Annotated in this window: 22 protein-coding genes; 7 read left to right on the top strand and 15 right to left on the bottom strand. The window is 62.1% G+C overall.

Going from position 1 to position 24,149, the window contains the following annotated elements:
* Window positions 1-3: 3 nt before the first annotated feature.
* The 6 genes from CRD15_RS06105 to CRD15_RS06080 all read right to left on the bottom strand — a co-directional run bounded on the left by CRD15_RS06105 (window position 4) and on the right by CRD15_RS06080 (window position 10,369).
* Complete coding sequence (locus tag CRD15_RS06105; RefSeq protein ID WP_034971280.1) at window positions 4-1,086, bottom strand: TrkA family potassium uptake protein; 1,083 nt, start codon at window positions 1,084-1,086, stop codon at window positions 4-6.
* Between the two features lie 13 nt (window positions 1,087-1,099).
* Window positions 1,100-4,735, bottom strand: a complete 3,636-nt coding sequence (locus CRD15_RS06100) for a UvrD-helicase domain-containing protein (RefSeq protein ID WP_187402157.1) — start codon at window positions 4,733-4,735, stop codon at window positions 1,100-1,102.
* Window positions 4,736-8,107, bottom strand: coding sequence for an ATP-dependent DNA helicase (locus CRD15_RS06095; protein ID WP_187402156.1), 3,372 nt, complete (start codon window positions 8,105-8,107; stop codon window positions 4,736-4,738). It abuts the gene before it with no gap.
* 13 nt (window positions 8,108-8,120) lie between these two features.
* Window positions 8,121-9,032, bottom strand: coding sequence for a TIGR02569 family protein (locus CRD15_RS06090; protein WP_051873805.1), 912 nt, complete (start codon window positions 9,030-9,032; stop codon window positions 8,121-8,123).
* Between the two features lie 64 nt (window positions 9,033-9,096).
* Window positions 9,097-10,002, bottom strand: coding sequence for a DUF3152 domain-containing protein (locus CRD15_RS06085; RefSeq protein WP_255463765.1), 906 nt, complete (start codon window positions 10,000-10,002; stop codon window positions 9,097-9,099).
* Window positions 10,003-10,105: 103 nt separating this feature from the next.
* Entirely contained in the window at window positions 10,106-10,369 is a 264-nt protein-coding gene (locus CRD15_RS06080; protein ID WP_230580176.1) for a DUF3107 domain-containing protein, read from the bottom strand.
* Window positions 10,370-10,435: 66 nt separating this feature from the next.
* Here CRD15_RS06080 and CRD15_RS06075 point away from each other — a divergent pair, with 66 nt between their 5' ends.
* From CRD15_RS06075 to CRD15_RS10215, 4 genes are all read left to right on the top strand, one after another.
* The gene (locus CRD15_RS06075; protein WP_034971276.1) at window positions 10,436-11,767 is read left to right on the top strand and encodes a DEAD/DEAH box helicase; all 1,332 of its coding nucleotides are present in this window, start codon (window positions 10,436-10,438) and stop codon (window positions 11,765-11,767) included.
* Window positions 11,764-13,062, top strand: a complete 1,299-nt coding sequence (locus CRD15_RS06070; RefSeq protein ID WP_187402154.1) for a PQQ-binding-like beta-propeller repeat protein — start codon at window positions 11,764-11,766, stop codon at window positions 13,060-13,062. The genes CRD15_RS06075 and CRD15_RS06070 overlap by 4 nt, the downstream gene beginning before the upstream one ends.
* A gap of 358 nt (window positions 13,063-13,420) precedes the next feature.
* Complete coding sequence (locus CRD15_RS06065) at window positions 13,421-13,687, top strand: WhiB family transcriptional regulator (RefSeq protein WP_005293852.1); 267 nt, start codon at window positions 13,421-13,423, stop codon at window positions 13,685-13,687.
* Between the two features lie 80 nt (window positions 13,688-13,767).
* A complete protein-coding gene (locus CRD15_RS10215) occupies window positions 13,768-13,842 on the top strand; it encodes a 50S ribosomal protein bL37 (RefSeq protein ID WP_011274008.1) in 75 nt (24 codons plus the stop codon).
* A 93-nt stretch (window positions 13,843-13,935) separates the two neighbouring features.
* Here the strand turns inward: CRD15_RS10215 and CRD15_RS06060 are convergent, their stop codons facing one another.
* The 4 genes from CRD15_RS06060 to CRD15_RS06045 form a co-directional block, all read right to left on the bottom strand.
* On the bottom strand, window positions 13,936-14,307 hold the full coding sequence (locus tag CRD15_RS06060) for a PH domain-containing protein (protein ID WP_034971274.1): 372 nt from the start codon (window positions 14,305-14,307) through the stop codon (window positions 13,936-13,938).
* A 119-nt stretch (window positions 14,308-14,426) separates the two neighbouring features.
* Window positions 14,427-14,690, bottom strand: a complete 264-nt coding sequence (gene rsrA / locus CRD15_RS06055; RefSeq protein WP_034971273.1) for a mycothiol system anti-sigma-R factor — start codon at window positions 14,688-14,690, stop codon at window positions 14,427-14,429.
* A gap of 6 nt (window positions 14,691-14,696) precedes the next feature.
* Complete coding sequence (locus CRD15_RS06050; RefSeq protein ID WP_034971272.1) at window positions 14,697-15,329, bottom strand: sigma-70 family RNA polymerase sigma factor; 633 nt, start codon at window positions 15,327-15,329, stop codon at window positions 14,697-14,699.
* Between the two features lie 33 nt (window positions 15,330-15,362).
* Window positions 15,363-15,995: an SOS response-associated peptidase gene (locus CRD15_RS06045; protein WP_187402153.1), complete on the bottom strand. Its 633-nt coding sequence runs from the start codon at window positions 15,993-15,995 to the stop codon at window positions 15,363-15,365.
* Window positions 15,996-16,067: 72 nt separating this feature from the next.
* Between CRD15_RS06045 and aroA the strand changes: the two genes are divergently transcribed.
* Window positions 16,068-17,357: a 3-phosphoshikimate 1-carboxyvinyltransferase gene (gene aroA, locus CRD15_RS06040; protein ID WP_187402152.1), complete on the top strand. Its 1,290-nt coding sequence runs from the start codon at window positions 16,068-16,070 to the stop codon at window positions 17,355-17,357.
* The gene (gene rsgA, locus CRD15_RS06035; RefSeq protein WP_187402151.1) at window positions 17,358-18,365 is read left to right on the top strand and encodes a ribosome small subunit-dependent GTPase A; all 1,008 of its coding nucleotides are present in this window, start codon (window positions 17,358-17,360) and stop codon (window positions 18,363-18,365) included.
* A 9-nt stretch (window positions 18,366-18,374) separates the two neighbouring features.
* Here rsgA and CRD15_RS06030 read toward each other — a convergent pair whose 3' ends face one another.
* Together CRD15_RS06030 and CRD15_RS06025 are read right to left on the bottom strand one after the other, a co-directional pair.
* Window positions 18,375-18,881, bottom strand: coding sequence for a hypothetical protein (locus CRD15_RS06030; RefSeq protein ID WP_034971269.1), 507 nt, complete (start codon window positions 18,879-18,881; stop codon window positions 18,375-18,377).
* Window positions 18,882-18,884: 3 nt separating this feature from the next.
* Window positions 18,885-19,295 (bottom strand): HAD family hydrolase, encoded by a 411-nt coding sequence (locus tag CRD15_RS06025; protein ID WP_034971268.1) that lies wholly within the window; start codon window positions 19,293-19,295, stop codon window positions 18,885-18,887.
* 126 nt (window positions 19,296-19,421) lie between these two features.
* Between CRD15_RS06025 and CRD15_RS06020 the strand changes: the two genes are divergently transcribed.
* Window positions 19,422-19,904 (top strand): Rv3235 family protein, encoded by a 483-nt coding sequence (locus CRD15_RS06020; RefSeq protein ID WP_187402150.1) that lies wholly within the window; start codon window positions 19,422-19,424, stop codon window positions 19,902-19,904.
* Window positions 19,905-19,907: 3 nt separating this feature from the next.
* Here the strand turns inward: CRD15_RS06020 and secA are convergent, their stop codons facing one another.
* From secA to CRD15_RS06005, 3 genes are all read right to left on the bottom strand, one after another.
* Complete coding sequence (gene secA, locus CRD15_RS06015; RefSeq protein WP_034971266.1) at window positions 19,908-22,511, bottom strand: preprotein translocase subunit SecA; 2,604 nt, start codon at window positions 22,509-22,511, stop codon at window positions 19,908-19,910.
* 125 nt (window positions 22,512-22,636) lie between these two features.
* Window positions 22,637-23,323, bottom strand: coding sequence for a ribosome hibernation-promoting factor, HPF/YfiA family (gene hpf / locus CRD15_RS06010; RefSeq protein WP_034971265.1), 687 nt, complete (start codon window positions 23,321-23,323; stop codon window positions 22,637-22,639).
* Between the two features lie 121 nt (window positions 23,324-23,444).
* The gene (locus CRD15_RS06005; protein WP_230580177.1) at window positions 23,445-24,050 is read right to left on the bottom strand and encodes a ComF family protein; all 606 of its coding nucleotides are present in this window, start codon (window positions 24,048-24,050) and stop codon (window positions 23,445-23,447) included.
* Window positions 24,051-24,149: the final 99 nt, after the last annotated feature.

Here is a 24,149-nt window from a genome sequence, read left to right as displayed (position 1 = left end):
CCCCTACTTGGTGCCGAGAATATCGTCGGCACCGGGGTTGGAGCGCACGTACAGCACGCGGTCGCCCGGTTCGATCGTCTCTGCCTCGGAGGAATCGATGCGGTACAGCTCGCCAGAGCGCACCACGCCCAGCACCACGTCTTCTAGCACGCGGGGGTTGCCGCCAACCTCTTCCTCGGTGACCAGGCGCTCGGCGATAGAGAAGCCTTCGTCCGGCGACAGCAGATCCTCCATCATCTCCGTCACTGATGGCGTAACCGTCGCCAGTCCCATCAGGCGCCCGGCCGTTTCGGAGGAGACGACCACCGAGTCTGCACCGGATTGCCGCAGCAGGTGCGAGTTATCGGATTCGCGCACACTCGCGACGATCGTTGCAGAAGGCGCGATCTCGCGCACCGACAGTGTGATCAGCACCGCTGTATCGTCCTGGTTCGGTGCGACGACCACCGCGCGGGCACGGTTCACACCGGCGAGTTTCAGCACGTCGGAGCGGGTAGCCGTACCCTGCACCGTCACCAGCCCCTGCGCGGACGCCTGATCCAGCACCTCCCTGTCCGTATCCACCACGACGATCTGCGAAGGCGATACGCCGTCGGCCAGCAGCGCCGCGATAGCGGAGCGGCCCTTGGTGCCGTAGCCGATAACGATGGTGTGGTTACGCATTTTCTTCCTCCAGCGGCGGATGACTAACGTTTTGCGGGATTCTTCGGTCAGCACTGACAGCGTCGTGCCGACCAGCAGCACCAGGAAGACCAGGCGGGCCGGGGTGATGATGAGGGTGTTGACCAGTCGCGCGTTCTGCGTCTGCGGTGACACATCGCCGTAGCCCGTCGTCGAGAGGGACACCGACGAGTAATACAGGGCGTCCACAAACGTTTCCATCCCCTCGTAGCCGTCCCTGTCGAAGTAGGCCAGGCAGGCGACGAAAAGCACCAGCAGGAAGGCGTAGAACATCCGTCGGATGATGAGCCACCAGGGGCTTTGTACCACCGAGGTCGGGATGCGGACGATGTTCAGCAGTGCGTGCGGCGGTAGCTCATCGACCTCATCGTCGGCGCGAAAACGTTCGCGCAGCCGGTCTCTCATCTACGTCCTCTCGTCACTGCTCGATGCTGCCTTGTGGCTCTTCGCCGTCGTGCTCTTGGGGTGCCTTCTTTGTGACGCCCCCAAGCATCCGCTCGAGTTGCTCTGCAGACAGTAGTGTACGCGGTTCATAGGTCTCATTTGCCGCGACATAGTGAAACACGGCGCGAACGTTGTCGGCGGGCACCTCCACGCCCAGTTTGGTGCTGAGGAGTTTCGCCCATGCCAGCCTGTAAATGGCCAGCTGCTGTTCGGCTGCGTCCAATTCCGCGCCGGTGGGTTTGCGCCCTGTTTTCCAGTCCACCACGATCCAGCCGTCGGTGGGATCGTCTCCTTCGTGGAATACGGCGTCAATACGTCCCTCAAACACGTGACCGCCGATCGTGACAGAGTAGGCACCCTCCACGCTTTCGGGTTGGCGATCGGCCCATGCGGAGTGCAGGAACGCCTCCTTCAGGGTCTCGAGGTAAGGGTCGCCGAGCGAAGCATCCGAGGCGCCCGGCAGCTCTTCCTCGTCCAACAGGGTGACCTGCTTGTAGCGTTCCTCCACCCAGTTGTGGAACGCGGTGCCGCGCTTGGCGTAGGGTTTCGGCTCGAGGGGAATGGGACGACGGGCGCGCAGGGCGAACTCTTCGGAATCCCTGCGCAGGCTCACCATCTCGGTAGCCGTGAGTCGCACCTTCAGTGGCACCAGCACCTCGGCGTTGTCCATTTCCGAATATTCCTCGAGCAGCATATCCGTCTCGAGATCCCACACCTCGGCCACGGTGGTGGGCGCGGAGGGGGTTGGGGTGTCGGCGCTGTCCGGCTCCTGCGTGCCTAGCGCCTCGATTTCCTTGCGCACCATGTCGGCGGCTTCGGCCACACCGGGGCGCTCTGTAGCGGGAGCTGGGCTGGGCCAGGGGGCGCCTGCGCCATTGTTCGCTTCAGCGACGCGCTGCTGTCGCTCTTCGCCATACTCTAAACGCCGGGAATTGACCTCGACAGTGGGAAGCAGCTTCCTCTGCTCGACTGGAAGCTCCGAGTTATTCAACATCTCATCCAACTTCGAGTAATACTGCCCCATGTCAGACCAGTGCTCTACACAATCCTTGCGGTTGTTTTCCCGCAGGTGGTCCCGCAACAGTACTAGACACAGTGAAGGATCCTGTGCGTCCTTGGCGCCGTCCTTATATGCCGCTCCACTGACATAGAGCACCCTCTGGGATCGGGTGATGGCCACGTAGAACAGCCGGTCGTTCTCCTTTGAACGAAAGCGCTTGACTTCCACATTGAATGCGTCATAGGCGTCCGCGTGCGCCTTTCTGTCCTCAACGCCTTTGAGGGACAGAATTGGGTACATTCCGGGCTTTTCCCCCGCATCCCCGCGCAGGCTGCTGGGAATGACCTGAGCGGTGGTTGTCCATGAATACTTCTTGTCTTTCCGCGGTTGCGCGTAATCGCTGAAACTGTCGCGCGTAGCATGCGGCACCGCAACGATGTCCCACTCCAGCCCCTTGGCTTTATGGACGGTGAGGATCTGCACGGTATTGTCCTTGCGCTGGACTTCTCCGGGGGTCAGTCCGTCTTCTTCGGCATGCGCCGCCTTCAGATATTCGACCAGCGCTTTCGGGGTTGCGGATCCGATGCGGGAGAAATCGCGAACGATATCCGCAAACCTATCCAGGTGGCTGGTGCCGATAGATTGATCCGGGTGGCGGTGCCAGCGCGCCAGCACCTCATGCCGCACTCCCAGCATCTTCTCGATGTCCGCGACCAAGTCCGGCAGGTTCTTGCTGAGGCTGTGGCGCCGCAGATACCCCAGCTCCCGACCGAGCAGCTCCAGCCTTTGGGCGCCTTCGGGTGACATCCCCATATCCGCGGCATCTCGGATGTCCGCGAGTGCATCAACCAGACCGACAGAAAACTCGGTGGGGTCTGGAATGGCATCTAGGATCTCCGCTATCAGTTCATCACGCACGCCGGGCGTGTGGAGAGACTCGATTTTCTCCAGTCGCTCCTGCTCCAAAACGGTTTCGTCGATGTTTTCCGCTTCCCCAGATCCGCGTTTGGCAATCTGCTCTGTGCGTCGCGTGAGCACCGCAAGGTCAGCGGCACCGATGTTCCACCTCGGGCCAGTCAGCATGCGCAGCAGTGCCACGTCATCCGTCGGGTCCACCAGCACCCGCAGTGTGGCAAAGATATCCGCAACTTCAGGAAGATCCAGCAGGCCTGGCCCGGCGGTCATGTCTGCGGGCACCCCGCGTTCGACCAGCTTGTTGTAGATAGGAACAGCGTTCGCATTCTTGGTCACCAATACCGCTGCGGAAAAAGGTCTGACCTTGGACGGGTCGTCTGCCGTTTCCAGCTTCTGCTGGTACTCCTGCCATCGTTCCTGCAGCTTGTCAGCCATCCAGTCGAGCTCCTGTTCGCGCTCATCAAAGAAAGCCACAGCGACCTCGCCGTCTTCAGCACCAGGGCGCGGGCGCAGCTCGGAAACTAGGCGTCCGGTGCTGTCGGTGCTTCGCTCCATGGACCAGGTAGAGACCTTGTTGGCCATATCCAACACGGTGGTGGGGTTGCGCCAGGAGGTCAGCAGCTGCAGCTTCTCCGCTGGGTTCCCGTTCGAATCCCGAAAGTCCTCGCGGAACTTCTCCAAGTTAGAGGCCGTCGCGCCGCGGAAAAGATAAATCGACTGCATAGGATCGCCCACCGCCATCGCGGAGAACTCACCGTCGTTCGCCTTTCCCTTACCAAACAACGAAGACAGCATGATGCGTTGGGCATGTCCAGTGTCCTGGTACTCGTCCAGCATCACCACGCGGAAACGTCGCCGTTGTTCTTCCCCGACGACCTCATGATCACGCACAAGTCCCGCAGCCTTGCTCATCTGCTGGCCGAATGTCAGCAACTCCCGCCGCTGGAGCTCTTCCCGATATTCGCGCACCAGCTGCAAAAGCTCGATGCGGTATTCCTGCGCGTCGAGGAAACTCCGGTTCTCCTTGTTGAACTCGACTCGACTTCTCGCTTTTCTTGGTAAGTCTTTGAGATTCTCTTGCGCCTCCTTACTCTCCTCCGCTACTTTTTCCGGGTCCGCCAGGTGGTTGTCCATCTCATCGGACAGAGCACACACCTCCTCGATGACCGTTCCCACAGCCCTATCTACGGATATCTTCCCCTGCGAGTTCAGCACCACATCGCGGGCCACCATCCACCGTTCGGCGTCCGTAATAAGCCTGGCCGCAGGCTCCGAAGGGATCAACAGTCCATACTCACGGACGATGTCCCCCGCGTAGGAGTCATACGTAGCCACTGCCGGCGCGATGTTCTTCAACGCCTCGCGCCGCGGATCATCGGTGGCCAGCTGATCCATGAAGGCGCTGCTCGCCAGCGTTTGCAGGCGCTGGCGGATGCGCTCCCCCAGCTCCGCGGCGGCCTTGCGGGTAAAGGTCAGCCCCAGAATCTGCTCGGGCCGGGCGAAGCCGTTGGCCACCATCCACACGGCCCGCGCCGCCATGGTTTCGGTCTTACCCGCGCCTGCTCCGGCAACAACCAGGAAGTTGCCGAACGGCCCGGCCTGGATGACCTCGGCCTGCTCGTCGGTCGGGGCGAACTTCTGCCCCATCAGCTGGGAAAGCTCCTGCGGGCTGAAAATGTGCCTGTTGTTATCCATTTAGACCACCTGCTTTCCTTCTGGCTGTGCGGGGCAAATCGATGTGAATGCGCAGTTCGTGCACTCCTCGTTGATCGTCGCCAGATACGTAGGCCCCGCTGTCACTGGAGCTATATCCATCAACATGTCGTGCGTGTCGCCCAGTTTTTCCTCTGTCAGCTCTGCCTGAGGTTTGGCAATGCGCCTTCCCTCGGTTCCGGGGTAGACTAGCGCGGCACCACCGGGCTGGTACTTTTTCCCATCGCCGCCAGGGCGCTCGGTGAGCGTAAGCAAGAATTGATACGCACTGAGCTGCGGGCTCTCTTCTGCAGCCTTTTCCGACACCGCTTTCTTGCCTGTCTTAAAGTCGATCACCTGCGTCAGCCCATCCTCCGGGTTCGTCACCAACAGGTCCGCACGCCCGCTCAGCGTCACGTCTATCCCGTCCTCGGTCTGTCCCACTTGTGCCCGCAGGGTGCGCTCGGACTCTAGGTCGAATCCTTGGTCCCTGTAGCTGGCGATGTAGTCATATAATCTCTCGACGCCACCCTCCCAGCGCTGCACAGTGTGCGTATCCTTCCACCCTGGGCCGTCGAGCACGTGCGGCAGAATCTCTTTGACCGCCAGCTGTGCCTCGCCGAGCTCCATGCCTTGCACAATCTGCTCGGCGATGGCGTGGATAAAGATGCCCACGCGCATGGGTTCGGTGGATTCGCTCACTCCGCCGTTGCTATCCAGGAAGGTTCGCAGCGCGCAGGTGTTCCAACTCTCCAGCTTGGAGGGGCTCATCCGGATCTTGCCTCCCGACAGCACCCGTTCCTCCGAGGAAGGCTGCGCCATTCCCCACCAGTCCTCCGGCGCCGCACCGTGCACACCAGCCCGCGCCATCTTGGCCAGGTTCCGCGCAGCCGCACGCCGTTCGTGGCCGGGCCGATTCTCATCGGTTACAGCATCCCGCAGCTCCGCCAGCAGGGATTCGATGGCCAGCACGCGTGGCAGCGCACCAGTTGTGGATGTGGCAGGCGGTTGGCTGGAGGCCTCCTCGATGTCACCCGTCGCTGCCAGCTCGGTGGGCTCTACCTCCATCTCGGCGATGAAGCGCGATGGCACCAGAGCCTCGTCACCAGAGTTCTGCACACTCGTCACGTGCACAAAATCCGTCGCGCGGCTGATGGCTAGCAGGAACAGTCGGCGTTCTTCTTCGATCGCATCGTTGATGCGGGAAACAGGCACGCTCGGGTCGATGTTCCGATCCAGCAAATCCACCAGCTCTAGCTGGCCGAACAATCCGCCGACGGTCGGCCCGGTAGGCCACTGGCCTTCTTGCACTCCGGCCACCACGGCAACCTTCCACTGGCGCCCTGCTGCCGCGTGGGCCGGCAAGATCTCCACCGCCCCGGCGCGCACGCCGCGCTGGTCGCGCCCACCGGTGGGCACCTGTTGGGCCCGGATGTTGTCAATGAAGCTCTTCACCTTCGCCTGCGGGTTGCGCTCTGCGAAGTCACCGACGATGTCGAACAGGCTCATAACCGCATCCAGGTCGGCATCGGCCTGTGCGCCCAGGGATCCCCCCTTCAGCGCTTGTGTGCGCAGATGCATATCCAGCTTCGTGGCCTGCCAGATCTTCCACAGCACCATCTCCACGCTCTGCTGCCCCGCCAGTGCCTTCCGCCCGGCCTCCAGCACGGTGGACACTCGCTGCAGGACCTCCTGCTCACGCGGTCCGCAGTGGCTAGTGACCCACTGATTTTCCGGGGCCTCGGGGCGATTCAGCAGCTCCGTCACGTAGTCAGCCGCCTGGAAGGGCGCACCGTTGTCGTGCTGCCGCAGCGCCTGCCCGGCCAACTGCGCGGAGCGGATGGCCAGCGCCACTGCACGGTGCACGCGGCGCACCATCACCGGATCTGCGCCACCGACACTGCCCTCCAGCAGGTCGCTCATCTCCACCACCGTCAGGTCCCGGTAGCTGGCCTCCGCCGCCAGCAGCAGCATTCGCACAAGTGGCTGCTCGGCCAGTACCACGGAGGTCGGATCCACCTTCACTGGCACGCCATAGGCCATCAGCGACCTGCGCACCCGCGCAATGCTTCCCGTGCCACGCACGATCACGGCAATGTCGTCCCACGCCACCGAATCCTCGACGTGCGCACGGCGCACTACATCTACGATCTTCAGCCGCTCTGCCGTCTCCGTCGGGGCGATCGTCACCTGCACGGAATCCGCCCTCATAGACTCCGCAACCGCCGCGCCCACGGTCTCCCCCGCACCGGCAGAGCGCAGCACCACGCGACTCGGCTGGGCACTCAGGTGCCTACGGACAGCATTAACGGACTGAGCCGCAGGGGGCGTCAAACGATAGGAAGCACTGAGCACAACCCGGTGATCCGGGTCCTGCGAGTAAGAGTCCAAGAAAGCCTCATCCGCCCCGCGGAAGTGGAACACGCACTGATCTGGGTCGCCCGCGATAAGGGTGCGCGTGCCGGGGGCGATAAAGCTCTGGATCAGCCGCGCCGAGGCCGGATCCAAGTTGTGTGCATCGTCCACCAGCAGCAACTTCACCCTCTCCCGCTGCTGCTCCACCACCTGCGCGCCTTCAGGGCATTCGAACGCGCCTAACGTGGCATGCAGCAGCTCAGAAGCGTTCAAGCTCTCCGAGCGACTCAGCCGCTGTACCTGCTGGTATTCCTCTAAGAAATGTCCCGCGCCCTCCCACATCGGCCGGTCGTGCGCCACCCCCAGCTCCCGCAGATCCGCCGCCGACAGCCCGCGCTCGGTGGCGCGCAGCAACAAGTCGCGCAACTGCTGAGCAAACCCGGCGTAGTCCAGCGCGGGAACCACGTTGTCCGGCCAGTACCGGTTGCCATCTTGTGCCGTGCCACGCAGAATCTCACGGATCTGCATGTCGTGCTCCGCACCCGTAATCAGCCGTGGCGGCTTCTTCCCTCGCAGAGCCTGCACGCTGCGGTAGAAAGCAAACGCCCATGAGTGCACCGATCGCACAAAAGTGCCGGACGCCGCGTAATCGCCTTCCCCTGCCACCCGTTCGTACAGCGAGGCACGCACGGCCGTCGCCGCCTCCTTCGACGGGGCGAAGAACATTATTTCGGACGCCGATCCCCCCTGCAGCAGGAAATCTCTAGCTGCAGCGATCAGTAGCGACGTTTTGCCGGTACCCGCCCCACCGAGAATCGCATAGGGTTTCGAATAATCAACTTTGGCGGAACCTTCTACCAGCGCGCCTGCCAGCCCATCGAAGTGCTCCGTGGCGCTGAAGGCCGAAGCTGACTCCCCTAGTCGCACTCGCGGCTGCCCGCTAGCACCAAGGCGTTTTTCCAGGTCACGGTTAATATCGCGAGTGTTCTGCGGACTCTTATCTGTGTTGTGGCGATCCATGACTCTTAGTTTGTCACGTGCCCCGGACAACCTCTTGCTTAGCCACCCACGCTTCGACGACATCGGCCACTCGACCGAGCCCCTCCCAGGATTCCGGCTGCGAGTTCGGCAGCATCGCATGGAGGAAAAGTCGGTACATCACGGCTCGCAGTGCCAACTGCGGAAAGTCCGGAAGGTGTGCCCACCTATCCAGCAGCGCGTCCGGGGCATTGCCCCAGGCCATCGTGTCCACAATCAGCAGAGCCACTGTCCACGCCGCCGGATGCCATGCCGGGTACAGATCCGTCACGATCGGGTCGGCGGTTCCATCAAAGATGGTGCACCCGGCTATGTCCCCGTGCACCAGCTGGTCGTTTTCCCTGATGGGGCCGCGCATCTCGGCCAGCACAGCGGCCTTGACCAGTGCTGCGGCTACGTCCTCGCGGGGTACGCTCTCTGGCGCCAGCACCGGCGTAACCCATTCGGCTGGATCCTCCGCGAACGCCGCCTGGTCAGCTGCGGCGTATAGGTCGTATTCGTACCACTTCTTGCCCGCCACCGGGGGCGCCAAGAACGTCGGCTTCGGTTCGCCACGCAGGGCCTCGTTCAACCGCAGCGCAGCTGCCACCATCTCATCGAAACGCGGCGACTGGTGGCCAGACATAAACGTCCGCGCACGCCAACCGGACACGCTAAAGCGGCCGTCGGAGGAGAAGATCGGGCGCGACATGGACACTCCCGCGGGCCGCACCTTCGACATGATCTTGGCGATCCACGCCGCGCGCGCCGGTTCATCGGCGCGGGAAATCACTGCCCGGTCGCAGCGCCACCCCTGGCTCCACTCCTGCTCCAACAACACCGGACGCGCCGATGGAACCTGGAAGCTGGCAAGAATATGCGCAGGTGGCGGGGAGTTGAAGTCACTGTGCGGGTCGTCGTTGATCATCTGCTCGTTTTTCTTGGCTCTGCTTGTGTCGCTTGGGTCGCTTAGGTCGCGTGGGTCGCGTGGGTTAGGAGTCTTTCGGACCGTAGGGGAAAACCCACGGGTTGGCCCGGCAGGTTTTCGAATCGTGTCCGAAGGGCTCTTCTGGGTTGATTTTATAGATCTCGGCGTTGTTCAGACTGATTGTCTGCTGCATCATCACCGGCGCCAGCCCGCCGTCGCGTGTGCACGGCTTGTGTGCCTTGTGCCCCACGCCGTGGCCGACCTCGTGGTTGATCATGTACTGCCGGTACGCGCCCAGATCCCCTTCAAAGGGGATCGCTCCACGCACCCAGCGTGCCTCGTTGAGCACCACGCGACGCTCCCCCGGATAGTTGCAGCTAGTTTCGATCCCGTAGGTATCCCCGCACGTCTTCGCCGTGGTCTCGGTCGAGGTGAGCTGGATTCTCAGATCCGGCTCCTCACCGTTCTTCAATTTCTTTTCGTCGACGTGTTGGAAGGAAAACCGCGGGTCGCCGCCCCAGGACTTCGGGTTGGATAGCGTGGCATCTACCATCGCAGCAAACGCATCGTCCCCGCCGTAGGCCGAGGCCTTCAGCGTCGTTTCCACTTCCACCACATAGGTGAACTTTTTCTTGCCCTCGCCGAAAGACTTCCCCGGCTCGCCGACGGTGCGGAACTTTCCGCTGCCTTTCGTGGTGTACTTACCGCCCGGCGGCAGCTCTCCGAGTTTCAGATCGTCGTAGCTGCCATTACCGTGTTCACCAGCGCCGTTGCTACCATTCTGCTCCGAACCATCCGCAGGTCCGGGAGCATCGCGCGTCACCGCTTTAGCGTCGCCCTTCACCCCTTCAACGCTTCCCAGACCGTTGATGAGGCTGTGCATGACCAGCAGCGTCACCACGACGAATATGGCAGTAATCAGCACAACTTGGCGGAAGGTCAGACCACCCCGCGGTTCCCCATTAACCATGCGCGCGTCGCGGGCCTCACAGGCCTCGCAAACCTCCCGCGCCGGCGGAATTGGACGCCGCTCAAAGTTGCTGCTGCCACTCATATATAAGGGCTAAAACCAACTAGCTAACGAAGCCGACGGAGTTCTTGGCCTCCGCACCGACCTCGACGTACGCAACCTGCGCACGTACCAGAACGTAGCGCGCACCCTTAGCGCCCTCGATCGTCAGAGTTTCGCTACCGCCGGAACGCAGGAAGTTCTCTACCTCTGCGACGTACTCGTCCTGAGACTTAGCCTGCTCACCCTTGGTATCGACGGCGATAGCCAGCTCGCGGGCGTTGTGTACGAATCCGACCTTGATCTGCATGGGGAATCCTTCCTTCATGTTCGCTTTATACTCACGTGCAGTATTGTGACCATCATAGACGTCGAGCAAGGAAGGCAGGTATCCATGTCCACTGGCCCCCGCCCGACCTTTAGTTCGCTCGGCGTAGCTGCGGAAATCACGGAAGCCCTGGCAGATGCCAACATCACCCACGCCTTCGCCATCCAGGAATACACCCTGCCCATCGCGCTGAAGGGCTCCGACGTTATTGGCCAGGCACGCACGGGGATGGGCAAAACCTTGGGCTTCGGCATTCCGGTTCTGGATCGGGTCTTTGATGACGCCACCGTCACCGCCCCCGACGGTACCCCGCGCGCCTTGATCGTTGTGCCCACCCGGGAATTGTGCTTGCAAGTTGCCGACGACCTCGTCCTGGCAGCCCGGCACCTGCGCGTGCCGGTGGGGACCGAGGGGGCGTCCCAAAGAAAAAACAAAAAGACCCGACCGTTGCAGGTACAGGCGGTGTACGGCGGCGTGGGCTTCGAGAAACAAACGGCGGCGCTGGACCGTGGCGTGGATATCGTCGTCGGTACGCCAGGAAGGCTGTTAGACCTGGCACGCCAGGGGCACCTGCAGCTGGCCACAGTGGAGATCGTCGTGCTGGACGAGGCTGACGAAATGCTGGATCAGGGCTTCCTGGACGATGTGCGCGACATCATGACGCAAACCAACCCCCAGCGGCAGACGATGTTGTTCTCCGCGACGATGCCGGGGCCGATTGCGGCACTGACGAGGACTTTCATGCGGCATCCAGTGTTGATTCAGGCGGACAGCGCGGCGACGGAAGCAACGCACGAGTCGACGAAGCAAGTGGTGTTTCAATCTCATAAGCTCGATCGACTCTCGGCGCTGGCCCGAATTCTGCAATCCCCCGGTCGCGGACGCAGCATCGTCTTTGCACGCACGAAGAGGCAGGCGGCGAACGTGGCCGAGGAGCTCGCCAAGCTGGGGTTCCGCGTGGGGGCTGTGCATGGGGACATGCGGCAGAAAGACCGCGAGGAATCCCTGGATGAGTTCCGCCGTAACGAAGTGGATGTGATGGTCGCGACTGACGTGGCTGCACGAGGAATCGATATCGAAGACGTCACACACGTGATCAACTACCAGGTACCGGACGACGAGCGCACCTATGTCCACCGCATCGGCCGCACCGGGCGCGCCGGAAATACTGGCACAGCAGTGAGCCTGATTGGTTGGGACGAGGTAGCGCGATGGAATGCCATCAGCGACACGCTAGGGCTGGGCCTTCAGGACCCACCACAGTGGTTTTCCTCCAGCGCAGAGTTCCTAGCAGAGTTTGATCTGCCCGCAGATGTGGTCGACAGGGTAGGCTCGGCACGCGGAGTGAAAGGTGCTGCATTGAAGGTAAAGAAATCTAGCCGGGGGCCTCGCCGATGAGCCGACGTTTCCCCTCGCCCGAACGGGCGCGTCGCAGCGACCACATGGCCGCCGCCGCACTGGTAGCCGGCGCTCTTGCCCTCGGTGGCATTACATGGCTGGGTTCCGACGCGCGCAATGTGGATCACAGGGTCGCTAACCAGCCGATCTCGGCCTCTGATAAGACTCTTGCCAAGGCCGGAGAGGACAACAACGACCAGCAAATCCCCCAGCAGCTGCACGAGTTATGGAGCGCGCAGACCGATTCACCCGACCTGGTTGTGGATCAGGGCGGCGTAGTTCTGACTGCCGATAGCAAGACAACGATGGTGCGGGGCGATAACGGCGAGGAAGTTTGGCACTACGACGCTCCGGAAAAGCTCTGCGGTGTGGCAGCGAACTGGGAAAAGACGAACCTGTTCCTGCACGGACCCAAGGGCTGCGGGCAGGTCGTGGCCCTCGACAGCAGCACAGGTGAGTATCGACACACCCGCGACATGTTGGCTTCTAACACGGTGGCCCTGTTTCAAAGCCGCGACAGCATTGGAATGCTGGCGCCTTCCCGAACCGAGCTGCTGCGCTACGACCTGGTGCGAACAGTCGAGGTCGGCGAGAAGAAGACCTCGGTGAAGCCCAACAAGCAGAAGTATCTGGAATGCACCTTTACTTCCGCGCTGACGCGCAAGGAACTGCTCGCCACGGCGCAGACATGCCCCGACAAGAACACAAAGCTGGTCCGCCTATTGAAGACCAAGCCGGAGGATTCGGACGTTCCGGAGGAGTTTCACGAATACGAGGTACCAGCTGGCAGTGAACTAGTCGGCATCAGCGTGGATCGCGCTGTGATCTACGTGCCCGGGAATGGGATCCGTGCCAAGGATGAAAAAGACAACAAGGGTTCCCGCTTCCAGATCCTGGATAAACAGGGCAAATTCAAGCAGATTCCCGCTGACCCCGCACCCCTATTGGATCCACACAAGCGCCAAAGCGAGCTCTTTAGTGCCCAAACCGCGGACTCCGCGCATGCAATGAGTTGGTTTGACGGGAAGCGCGTGGTGGCTTTTAAGCCGTCAACAATGGAGCCGAAGTTCCAGGTCGAGGGCGCTATTGGACCCGCAGCCCCAATGGGCGGCCGGCTTTTGGTCCCGATGCAAAAGGGAATCGGAGTCGTGGATTGGAGTACCGGCGCGCTGCTGCGCACGATTCCGGTGGATCGCAAGGGATACACCGGACCGGTGACGCTGAAGATGACCGGCGATGTGCTGGTGGAGAAGCGCGGAAAAACTGTGGTCGCGCTCGGGCGCGCGCCCCGTTAATCGCAGTCCTCACTAGCACCAAATTATTTCCTTGTGGCGTTCATCACATTTTGCTGAAAACTCTAGCCAAACCGGCAGAACCGTGCCAGAATCTTCCAAGTAACCGATAAGAGGCCAAGAGGTTAACAGAAAACCAACTCAGCCTAAATCGATGGCGAGAAGTCGCCGCTGCCTTCCCCTGTCGTTGGCACGCACGCCACTTCGCCACAGAAACACTTTTGCCTGAATTTACCTAGAGATTCTCTAGGTGAATTTGTCGAGCCCAACTTCGATCAAAAGTGTCCCCACAACGACGCAAGCAACACTAACGACGCACCTCGGGCTTACATTGCCCGAAAAATAGAAGGGAAACACAATAATGGATTGGCGCCACAAAGCCGTTTGTCGTGAAGAAGACCCCGAACTGTTCTTCCCCGTTGGAAACTCCGGCCCTGCCCTGGCACAGATCGCCAAGGCAAAGTTGGTCTGCAACCGCTGCCCCGTTGCTTCCCAGTGCCTGAACTGGGCCATCGAGTCCGGCCAGGATGCCGGCGTATGGGGCGGCATGGCCGAGGACGAGCGTCGCGCACTGAAGCGCCGCACCAACCGTGGCCGCACCCGCACCCGCAAGCGCATCACCGTCTAAACCCCAACATTTTGTCCAGTTAGGCGCCCCCGCTAAGCTGAACAGGTTGAAACTGTCCCTTTAAACACCAAGGAGCTGCAATGAGCAAGCGTGGCCGCAAGCGCAAGGATCGTCGCAAGAAGAAGGCTAACCACGGCAAGCGCCCGAACAGCTAAGCCGTAACAAAAAGGCCGGCAGGTGCACCGCATAAAGCGGTCACCGCCGGCCTTTTGCTTTGCTCTGGAGCTATAGGACTATTGGGCTATTGCCTACAACGCCCCAAGAACGCTATGTGCGATCAACGCATCAATGCGACGAACGTCGAGACCGCGACCGATCTTCACCTTGATCTTCCCGGCTCGGGTCCATAGCTCAATCTCAGCATTGAAATCGAGGGTTCCCGCGTTCTCTGTGGACCACATATTGATCGACGAATACGGCAGAGAATAAACCTCAACCTTCTTACCTCGTAGCCCCTGTGCGTCACGCATGATCAGGCGCTTCGTAGTGAAGATTGCGCTATCCCTGAAAGTCTTAAAAGCCACGACCGCCTGCTCGCCGGGCACAAGCAGCGCCATGACGTCCTCCGGAATCGGAACTTCTTCGACGAAAGTCCATTCCGCAATCTGTGCAGCTTCCATAGCTCTCTCCGTTCTCTCCTCAGACCGTGACGTCCCAATGTCTATCTACTAATAAATCTAGATTGCATAGGGCTGCAATGGCCGGGAAAGAACAATACTGTGACCTACTTCTCCACGACCTACTCCTCCACGCGGTAACTAATCACCCGCAGCTGCGTACAAATCCTTGCGCGCAGTTCCACCGGCGCGGGCTGGCTGCAGCAGCTCCGCAGGAGGTCTCGCACCTGCTGCTCGATCCCCAGCTGTCGCAGGCACTCCGGGCAAGCGTCGGCGTGAGCGCGCAGACGTTCGCGACTCTCCCAGTTGGCGTCACCATCGGCAACCTCGTACAGGGCGTCCAACAGTTCGTCGCAGTCTGTCCTTCGCGAATTGTCTTTGAACATGTGCTCTTATCCCTTCGCTTCCGTGAGTTTCTTCTGCGTCTTTCCTGTCTTCTGCGACTTCACTGTCGCGATCCCGTGCTCTGCCGCCACGTCCTTCAGCTTGCTGCGCAACTGCTTGCGCCCGCGGTGCAGCCTAGACATCACGGTGCCAATGGGGGTGTCCATGATCTCGGCAATCTCCTTGTAGGCCAGACCTTCGACGTCCGCGTAGTACACGACCATGCGGTAGTCCTCTCCCAGGCTCATCAGCGCATCCTGTATCCGCTTGTCGGGGATGTTCTTCAGCGCCTCCACCTCGGCGGATTCCAGCCCCACAGAGTCGTGCTTCGCCGTCTCGGCCAGCTGCCAGTCAGTCATGTCTTCGGCGCTGGATTCCGTGGGGCGCCGTTGCGCCTTGCGGTAGCTGTTGATGTACGTGTTCGTAAGGATTCGGTACATCCACGCCTTCAGGTTGGTGCCCTCCTTAAAGGAGCCAAACGCCTGGTAGGCCTTCATATACGCGTCCTGTACCAGGTCTTGCGCATCGGCCGGATTGCGCGTCATCCGCAGTGCCACCCCGTACAGCTGATCCAGCAGGGGCAGCGCGTCGGCCTCGAATCTTTGCAGCAGCTCATCAGTGCTGTCATTGCTGCGTTTCATTCGCTCACCTCTCACGATTCTTTCAATGCAATTCTATCCCCGATTCATTCCCACCAGCTCCGGGTAGTTGTTCGCCACGGAGCCGACCTTCCTGTCCGCCTTCCTGCTGTGCACTTCTGTCTTTTTATTTGGTGACGCCACCATCTCCGCCCCTTCACCCTTCAGCCACGTGCCTAGTTCGTCGCCCACCAAAATCCGCGGCATGCGGCCGTGGAGCCATTCCAGCTCTGGGAGCGCCGCCACCGTGATGATTGTTCCGTACAGTTGCCCGTCGACGGCTTTGCACAGCCCGGCGGCGTACATGGGCTGGCCGTCCGGCGCCGTGGTAAACCAGGGCTGCTTCTTTCCGTCGTCTCCGACGGTCCACTCGTACCAGCCGTCCATAGGGAAGGCACAGGGCAGGGAGCCCGCAAAGAGGGGCTTAGCGAACGCGGTTTCTCCCCGGGCGTTAAACACGTTCTTCGGCGGGTAGCCCCAGTTCGCAGGGCCGATCGCCGCCTCGCCCTTAAACTCCCGCAGGATGGGCACCTGAGTGGTCGGCGCCACGTTGTAGTTGGCGGGCCACTCCCCTTCCCCGGCACGGAGTACGCGCTTGGTCTGAAGCCTGCGGCGCGTATCGGCGGACAATTGCTCGAGCGTGCTGAACAGAACGTATCGGCCACACATACCTGCCTATTATGCCCACCCCATACTTCTTTTCCAGCAAAAAAGTGAGACAATATGGGTATGTCTGCAGGTATGTCTGAACAACTCTGGCCCGCCCCCGTCGCCACCGAGCCCGTACAGGCCACCGTGGCCATCCCCGGCTCGAAGTCGATTACGAACCGTGCGCTGATCCTCGCCGCGCTGGCGGATGCGCCCTCCACGATCACCGGTGGCCTCGTCAGCCGCGATACGGAACTGATGATGGCGGCTCTGCGCGCCATGGGTACCCAGATCCTGCTGAAAAACGACCAGATGTATGTCACCCCTGCCGAGAAGCTGCATGGCGGGCAGGTCGACTGCGGGCTGGCCGGCACCGTCATGCGTTTCGTCCCACCGATCGCGGCATTGGCCAACGGCACTGTTTCCTTCGACGGAGACGTAGAGGCTCGACGCCGTCCGATGTCCACCACCCTCGATTCCCTGCGCGCCCTAGGCGCGGAGGTAAGCACCAGCACGGAGTGCAACCCGGAGGGGCTGCCTTTCTTCGTAGAGGGTAAGGGGCAGATCCAGGGCGGCGAGATCACCATCGACGCCTCCCAGTCTTCCCAGTTCGTCAGCGGCCTGCTGCTGGCCGGTGCCAGCTTCGCCGAGGGCGTCACGGTCATCCACGAGGGCAACTCCCTTCCCAGCCAGCCACACGTCGAAATGACGGTGCAGATGCTGCGCGAGGCCGGCGTTAACGTCGAGACCTCCTTCAACCGCTGGACAGTCCACCCCGGCCCGATCCACGGTCGCCAGTGGAATGTGGAGCCAGACCTGTCGAACGCCACCCCGTTCATGGCCGCGGGCGTCCTCACGGGTGGCACTGTGCGTATCCAGAACTGGCCCGCCACCACCAACCAGCCGGGCGATCAGTTCCGCCAGATCCTGCTGGACATGGGCGCAGAGGCCGAGCTCGACGTACACCGTGGCGAACTCGTAGTCACCGGCTCCGGCCGACTCGAGGGAATCACCTGGGACATGCACGACATCGGCGAGCTCACCCCGACTGTCGCCGCCCTGGCCGCCCTCGCAGAATCCCGCAGCCACCTCTACGGCATCGCGCACCTGCGTGGACACGAGACCGACCGGCTGCAGGCCTTGGCCGACAACATCAACGCCCTGGGAGGCAATGTCGAACAGACCGCCGACGGGCTCATTATCAACCCGGCAGCTCTGGAAGGCGGCCGGTGGGAATCCTATGCCGACCACCGCATGGCCACCGCCGGCGCGATCCTGGGCCTGCGGGTAGAGGGCATCCAGGTTTCCGACGTGGATACCACCGCCAAGACACTCCCCGGCTTCCGCCGCCGCTGGGCACAGCTGTTAGGCCAGGAACGCTAGATGGCGCGGCGACACAGCAGCGCCCGCAACTGGGACGAATCCGATGTCCGGGTGCGCCCCGGCAAGGGCTCCCGCCCCCGCACCAAGGATCGCCCCAGCCACAAAAACGCCAAGCGCGGCATGGTTGTCTCCAAGGATCGCGGCCGGTGGGGCGTGGTGTTGGACGAGGACGGTACCCTGGTCACCTGCATGCGCGCCCGCGAGATGGGGCGTACCAACGTCGTCGTCGGCGACCACGTCGGCGTGGTCGGCGACACCTCCGGCAAGAAGGACACCCTGGCACGCATCGTGCGTCTCGAAGACCGCACCTCGGTGTTGCGCCGCACTGCGGACGATACCGATTCTTTTGAACGCATCGTCGTTGCCAACGCGGACTACCTGTTGATCGTCAGCGCCGTCGCCGATCCCCCACCCCGCACCGGCTTCGTGGAACGCGCCCTCATCGCGGCTTTCGTCGGCGGCCTGACCCCACTGGTGTGCCTCACCAAGTCCGACTTGGCCGACCCCAGCGCCTTCGCCGCCGAGTTCCGCGACCTGGACGTCGAGGTGCTCACCACCGGCATCGATGATCCCCTCGATGCGCTTTCCGGCTACATCACCGGCAACGTCAGCGCACTGGTGGGGCATTCGGGAGTGGGCAAGTCCACCCTCTTCAACCGCCTCATCCCCGATGCAGAGCGCGCCACCGGCGAAGTCAGCGGCGTGGGCAAGGGGCGGCACACCTCCACCCAGTCGGTAGCCCTCCAACTCCCCCAGGGTGGCTGGATCATCGACACCCCGGGCATCCGCAGCCTCGGATTGGCGCACGTCGACCCGGACAAAGTGGTGGAGGTCTTCGAGGATCTGCGCGAAGTCATCGAGGACTGCCCGCGCGGCTGCACCCACATGGGCCCGCCCGCGGACCCGGAGTGCGCACTGGATACCCTCACCGGCCCCTCCGCCCGGCGCGTCACTGCGATTCGCCGCCTATTGGAAGCCCTGCGCAGCAACAACGAGTGGGAAATGTAGCCCGATAAGCTACATCAGGTCCACCAGGAACGGCAGCTCCTTCGCGTCGTACCAGCTCATAAGGTTGTCTTCGCAGTCCCCCAGCGCGAATTCCGCATCTTCATCCCCCAGGTCAGCTGCGTCAACGCACTCGATCGCCTTCGCCGTGGCGGCCTCCGCGTCGGCGTCATCAACATGGATCGCCAACAACTGCTGCACCTTAACGACGGCCGGGTCCAGCCGCACCACAGACTCACCGTCCTCCGGCGCCAGCGTCACGGCCGAATCGTCGAACTCGGCGCTGATTACCACACGACGGTGCGGGAAGCGCTCCTCCCCGCCCGCGCTCAGTAACCGCAGCGAGGCGCGCGCGGCATCCAGGAAGGCCGTGTACGCCAGCTCTTCCTCGTCGCCACCGGTGTAGAACTCCCGCACCGCAGGGGTCAGGGCGAATCCCACTGCGGAACGCACCGGGTGCTCGCCCTGCTCCGCGAGGGTGCCAAGCATGTCAAAGGTCGCGGGAATGTACACCAACATGGTTTAGAACTCCCCCTCCAGCTCGAACACGCCGGTGATTTCCACCACCGCGCGGTCGAACTGCTGGTAGTAAATGCCGATCAGGCCCGCATCGACGGCCCCGCGGATGTTCAAAATGTTGTCGTCCACCAGCACCAGGTCCTGCTGCGGCAGGTCCAGGCGATCGGCGGTGATGCGGAAGATTTCCTCCGAGGGCTTCTCCGCGCCGACCTCGCCGGACAGGATCACGGCATCCACGTAACCGCCCTCCAGCCATGTGCGAATCGGCGCCGCGCCCGCCCCACCTGGGTCGTTAGACAGAATCGCCGTCGCGATCCCCTCTGCCCGCGCTGCGGACAGCAGCTTCCGCCACCGCCGACGATCTTCCTCGGCTCCGTCCAACACTCCGCAATAATCAACTACTAGTCCACGCATGCCCTACATTCTGCCATCTTTTCGCCCGCCGCCTCCCCACTGGGCGCCGGGTTCGCTATAGTTGGTCGCGTACGGCGCCTTCGGGGGAAAGCGCCACGATCACATCTTCTAGGGGGAACTTCTTTCGTGACCACTTCAACGCCCACCCGCCCGCTAACGGACTTCGTGTTTCTGCGCCCGCCCACCCCGGCCGTGGCGGTAAAGGAACCGTCGGCGGTCGTCGCCGATTCTTTTCTAGACGCCCACACGCCCCCACCCCAACGCATCGCTCAGATGGTCAAGTTGTGGCTGGAGGCACTGGAAGGGCGCCGACCGATCGAAAATCTGCGCCGTGCACCGTTCAGCGAACGGGTGTTGGAACAACTACGAGTTCGCCGAAGTTCGCGTCCGGTGCAGGTGGGGGCGTCGATAATAAGCCTGCACATACAGCCCAGCGCCAGCGACTGCGTACGCTTCTGCGCGTCGGTACAGATGGGCGACAGGGTGCGCGCCTTGGCAGGCACGATGTCGCAGCACACGCAAAAGCGCCGCGCGGGGCTGCATCAGATTCGCAGCTCCGCGCGGCGCGGGATCAAGATCTGGGCGATCGATAGCCTCAGTCTGATCTAGAGGCTAGCCACCCATGGTGGTCTGCGTAGCGCGGTCGACCGCCACGCCCTCGTTACCGGCAGCCGGGTCATCGACGTGCACCTGGCCGGCGTTCTTCAGCTGGTTGCGCACCAGGAACAGCTGGCGGACGGTCTCTTCCTTGATGCCGTCCTTCATGCGGTTAAACATGTCGCCGCCCTCACGCTGGTATTCCACCAGAGGATCGCGCTGCGCCATTGCGCGCAGGCCGATGCCCTCCTTGAGGTAATCCATCTCGTAGAGGTGCTCGCGCCACTTCTGATCCACGACGTTCAGCAGGGATGCGCGCTCCATGCCACGCATCTGCTCCTCGCCGGCGAGTTCGGTGACCTTGTCTTCCAGCTCGTCGTACTCGTGGTTAGCGTCCTCCAGCACGGCCTCCAGCAGCTGGGAGGAGCTCAGCTCGCCGGGGCGGCCGTAGTCGTCGCCCTCAACCAGAGACTCGTGGGTGAACGTCGGACCGTACAGGGATTCCAGGGCGTTCCACAGGGTATCCAGGTCCCAGTCCTCGACGTAGCCCTCGGCGGTGGCGCCGTCGACGTAGGCCTCGATGGTGTCCTTCAGCATGCTGCGGATCTGCGATTCCACGTCCTCGCCCTCGAGGATCTGACGGCGCTCGCTGTAGATCACCTTGCGCTGTTCATTCATGACCTCGTCGTACTTCAGAACGTTCTTGCGCATTTCGAAGTTGGCGGACTCCACCTGGGACTGTGCGCCCTTGATGGCGTTGGTGACCATCTTCGAGTCGATGGCTTCATCATCCGGGATGTTCAGGCGGGTCATCATCGCCTCCATCGTCTGGCCGACGAAGCGCACCATCAGGTCGTCGCGCATGGACAGGTAGAAACGGGTCTCGCCCGGGTCGCCCTGACGTGCAGAACGGCCGCGCAGCTGGTTGTCGATACGGCGGGACTCGTGGCGCTCCGTGCCCAGCACGTACAGGCCACCGACCTCGCGGACCTTCTCTGCCTCTTCCTTAGATTCCTTGCGGACCTTCTCAATCTCGTCGTCCCAGGCCTCTTCGTAGGCCTCCGGGGTCTCCACCGGATCCAGGCCACGCTCGCGCAGGTTGATGTCGGCGAGGATGTCCGGGTTACCACCCAGCACAATGTCGGTACCACGGCCGGCCATGTTGGTGGCGACGGTGACCGCGCCCAAGCGGCCGGCCTGTGCGACGATCTCGGCTTCCTTCTCGTGGTACTTCGCGTTCAGCACGTTGTGCTTGATGCCGCGGCGCTGCAGCAGCTTCGACAGGTACTCGGAGCGCTCCACGGAGGTCGTACCCACCAGCACCGGCTGGCCGGTCTCCACGCGCTCGGCGATGTCCTCGGCAACAGCCTCGAACTTCGCCTCCTGCGTCTTGTAGATCAGGTCGACGTGATCCTTACGCTTGTTTTCCTTGTTCGTCGGGATCGCAGCGACGTCCAGCTTGTAGGTCGACTTCAGCTCGGCGGCCTCGGTCTCCGCCGTACCAGTCATTCCGGACAGCTTGTCGTACAGGCGGAAGTAGTTCTGCAGCGTGACGGTGGCCAGCGTCTGGTTCTCGTTCTTGATCTCGACGTGTTCCTTCGCCTCGATCGCCTGGTGAATGCCTTCGTTGTAGCGGCGACCGTCCAGGATGCGGCCGGTGAATTCGTCGACGATGACGACCTCGCCGTTGCGGACGATGTAGTCCTTATCGCGGGTGAACAGCTCCTTGGCCTTGATGGAGTTGTTGAGGTAGCTCACCAGCTGCGAGTGCTCAGGTGCGTATAGGTTCTCGATGCCCAGCTGGTCCTCGACGAACTCCACGCCCTCTTCCTTGACGCCCACGGTCTTCTTCCGCTCGTCAATTTCGTAGTGGATATCGCGGGTCAGCTTCGGAGCGATTGCTGCGAAGGCGGTGAACCACTTGCTGGAACCCTCAACCGGGCCGGAAATGATCAGCGGGGTACGAGCCTCATCGATGAGGATCGAGTCGACCTCATCCACGATGGCGAAGTTGTGGCCACGCTGCACCAGGTCGTTGAGGGAGTGAGCCATGTTGTCGCGCAGGTAGTCGAAGCCGAACTCGTTGTTCGTGCCATAGGTGATGTCCGCGTAGTAGGCTTCGCGGCGCTCGGCGGGGCTCTTGCCGCTCAGGATCACGTCGGTGGACAGGCCGAGGAAGCGGTGCACACGACCCATCCACTCGGCGTCACGCTTAGCCAGGTAGTCGTTGACGGTAACGACGTGCACGCCCTTGCCGGACAGTGCATTGAGGTAGGCGGGGAGCACACAGGTCAGGGTCTTACCCTCACCGGTCTTCATTTCGGAGACGTAGCCGAAGTGCAGGCCGGCACCGCCCATGATCTGCACCTTGTAGTGCTTCTGCCCCAGCACGCGCCAGGAAGCCTCACGCGCAGTGGCGAAAGCTTCGAGCAAAATGTCGTCCAGGCTTTCGCCGTCTTCCTGGACTCGTTTCTTCAGCTCGTCGGTCTTGGCACGCAGCTCGTCATCGCTGAGTTCGGTGTATTCCTCATCGAGGGCCATCACCTGATCGGCGATCTTTGCCAGGCGCTTGACCGCACGGCCTTCGCCCATACGCAGGATTTTCGAAAGTCCTAGCACGATGATGCTGTCCTTTTCTCGGGGTCTTGAACTTATTAGCTTCGGACAATTCTACCCGCACCACCGAGTGCGGAGGCAACCGCACCCGGCAAGACATGCATCTGCGCTAGGACTTCGCCGGAAGTTTAGGCTTCCTTCTGTTCCAGGGTGATCAGACCGTAATCGAATGCGTGGCGACGGTACACCACGGACGGCTGGCCATTCTCCTCGTTAATGAACAGGAAGAAGTCGTGACCGACCAGCTCCATTTCGCTCAGCGCCTGATCAACGCTGATGGGGGCAGCCTTGTGCACCTTCTTGCGCACAACCTGGCCGGGCTTGAACTGATCCTCATAAGGATCAACGTCGTACTGGCCAGCCTGCTCGTTCTGCGGCTCCTCCTGCGGGCGGGCCTCTTCAACCAGGCTGGCTGCGGCCTCTCCCATGGACATCGGAGTGCGGTGCCCGGAGCGGGCAATCTTACGGCGGGCCTTTACCTTGCGCAGGGAGCGCTCCATGCGCCCAACAGCAACCTCCAGGGCTGCGTAGAAGGAATCTTCCTTGGCTTCCGCGCGGGCGATGTGCCCCTTGCCGGTAGCCGTAATCTGCAGGCGATCCTGCTCGTCACCACGGCGCGGGTTCGGCTCGTGCTGCAGCTCTACATGGAAAAAGGTGAGGGTGGGATCCAGGCGCTCGATTTTCGCCAGCTTGCCCTTAACACGCTCGGCGAAGTGCTCCGGCACCTCCACATTGCGGCCGGTGATTTCCACGCCTGCCTCGGGTGCGTTCACTTCCTCGTTGCCGAAGTTGGACGAATTTTTGCCCGTCGACATTGCTCAACCTCCAAAGTCAGTCACCGCCAAGACTGGGCCGGATTACCCCGCCTTTCAACGGTGATCGTTCCAGCTCCCATTCTACCTATCGAACTGTTGGGGCTAGGGCGTATCCCCCTAATTATGCTCCAGCTATCACCAGAGCCAGCTTGGCCCGTACCCCACGCGCCGATAACGCCAGCGCGAACTGCGCAGTTGTCGCCCCGGTGGTGCACACATCGTCCACAATTACGGCCTCTTCCGCCCCACGCAAGCGTGCAATCGCCGCGGTATCAAACAAGATGCTGCCCGCCACGTTCTCGCGCCGCTGGTGGCGGTCCAGCCCTACCGAGTCCACGCTTCGCTCATCCAGCCACGCCACCGGGTGAACCTCAATCCCGGAATACAACTCGGCCGCCGCATGACACATGCGCGTCACAATATCCCCGCCGCGGCGTCGAGCTGCGGACTTGCGCGTCGGGGCAGGCAGCAACACCACTCGCCCCAACCGCGGATCCGGCACCAGGCCCAATCCCGCAACATGCAAAATCCCGGCGGCCAGCACTCGCCCGGCGACGGTGATTGCTGCTGGCCGCAGACGATCCTTCGCACTCAGGATAAGCATCCGGCGCGCCCCGCCATACGTACCCGCGGCAAACACCGGCACGGTGGCCACCCGCGGCTGCCAACGCTGCCACGGCTGCAGCAGCTGCACCCCGCACTCTGCACACAGTTGCCGACCAACCACGCCCCCAGCCGGCTGCGCATTCAACTGTCCGCAGCACACGCAGTCAGCCCGCCAGACCAACCCCGCAAGCGCTTCCAGATCCCCCCTGATCCCCACAAG

This window comes from Corynebacterium sp. LK28 (assembly GCF_014335105.1).
GTDB classification, from domain to species: Bacteria; Actinomycetota; Actinomycetes; order Mycobacteriales; family Mycobacteriaceae; genus Corynebacterium; species Corynebacterium macclintockiae.
The sequence above is the reverse complement of the archived record's forward strand: the minus strand, read 5'-3'. Positions and strand labels throughout refer to the sequence as shown.

What these genes read in the sequence shown, in the direction of transcription:
- CRD15_RS06105 (WP_034971280.1), bottom strand. Translation starts at nt 1,086, where the DNA reads ATGAGAGACCGGCTGCGCGAACGTTTTCGCGCCGACGATGAGGTCGAT.
- CRD15_RS06100 (WP_187402157.1), bottom strand. Translation starts at nt 4,735, where the DNA reads ATGGATAACAACAGGCACATTTTCAGCCCGCAGGAGCTTTCCCAGCTG.
- CRD15_RS06095 (WP_187402156.1), bottom strand. Translation starts at nt 8,107, where the DNA reads ATGGATCGCCACAACACAGATAAGAGTCCGCAGAACACTCGCGATATT.
- CRD15_RS06090 (WP_051873805.1), bottom strand. Translation starts at nt 9,032, where the DNA reads ATGATCAACGACGACCCGCACAGTGACTTCAACTCCCCGCCACCTGCG.
- CRD15_RS06085 (WP_255463765.1), bottom strand. Translation starts at nt 10,002, where the DNA reads ATGGTTAATGGGGAACCGCGGGGTGGTCTGACCTTCCGCCAAGTTGTG.
- CRD15_RS06080 (WP_230580176.1), bottom strand. Translation starts at nt 10,369, where the DNA reads ATGAAGGAAGGATTCCCCATGCAGATCAAGGTCGGATTCGTACACAAC.
- CRD15_RS06075 (WP_034971276.1), top strand. Translation starts at nt 10,436, where the DNA reads ATGTCCACTGGCCCCCGCCCGACCTTTAGTTCGCTCGGCGTAGCTGCG.
- CRD15_RS06070 (WP_187402154.1), top strand. Translation starts at nt 11,764, where the DNA reads ATGAGCCGACGTTTCCCCTCGCCCGAACGGGCGCGTCGCAGCGACCAC.
- CRD15_RS06065 (WP_005293852.1), top strand. Translation starts at nt 13,421, where the DNA reads ATGGATTGGCGCCACAAAGCCGTTTGTCGTGAAGAAGACCCCGAACTG.
- CRD15_RS06060 (WP_034971274.1), bottom strand. Translation starts at nt 14,307, where the DNA reads ATGGAAGCTGCACAGATTGCGGAATGGACTTTCGTCGAAGAAGTTCCG.
- rsrA (WP_034971273.1), bottom strand. Translation starts at nt 14,690, where the DNA reads ATGTTCAAAGACAATTCGCGAAGGACAGACTGCGACGAACTGTTGGAC.
- CRD15_RS06050 (WP_034971272.1), bottom strand. Translation starts at nt 15,329, where the DNA reads ATGAAACGCAGCAATGACAGCACTGATGAGCTGCTGCAAAGATTCGAG.
- CRD15_RS06045 (WP_187402153.1), bottom strand. Translation starts at nt 15,995, where the DNA reads ATGTGTGGCCGATACGTTCTGTTCAGCACGCTCGAGCAATTGTCCGCC.
- aroA (WP_187402152.1), top strand. Translation starts at nt 16,068, where the DNA reads ATGTCTGAACAACTCTGGCCCGCCCCCGTCGCCACCGAGCCCGTACAG.
- rsgA (WP_187402151.1), top strand. Translation starts at nt 17,358, where the DNA reads ATGGCGCGGCGACACAGCAGCGCCCGCAACTGGGACGAATCCGATGTC.
- CRD15_RS06030 (WP_034971269.1), bottom strand. Translation starts at nt 18,881, where the DNA reads ATGTTGGTGTACATTCCCGCGACCTTTGACATGCTTGGCACCCTCGCG.
- CRD15_RS06025 (WP_034971268.1), bottom strand. Translation starts at nt 19,295, where the DNA reads ATGCGTGGACTAGTAGTTGATTATTGCGGAGTGTTGGACGGAGCCGAG.
- hpf (WP_034971265.1), bottom strand. Translation starts at nt 23,323, where the DNA reads ATGTCGACGGGCAAAAATTCGTCCAACTTCGGCAACGAGGAAGTGAAC.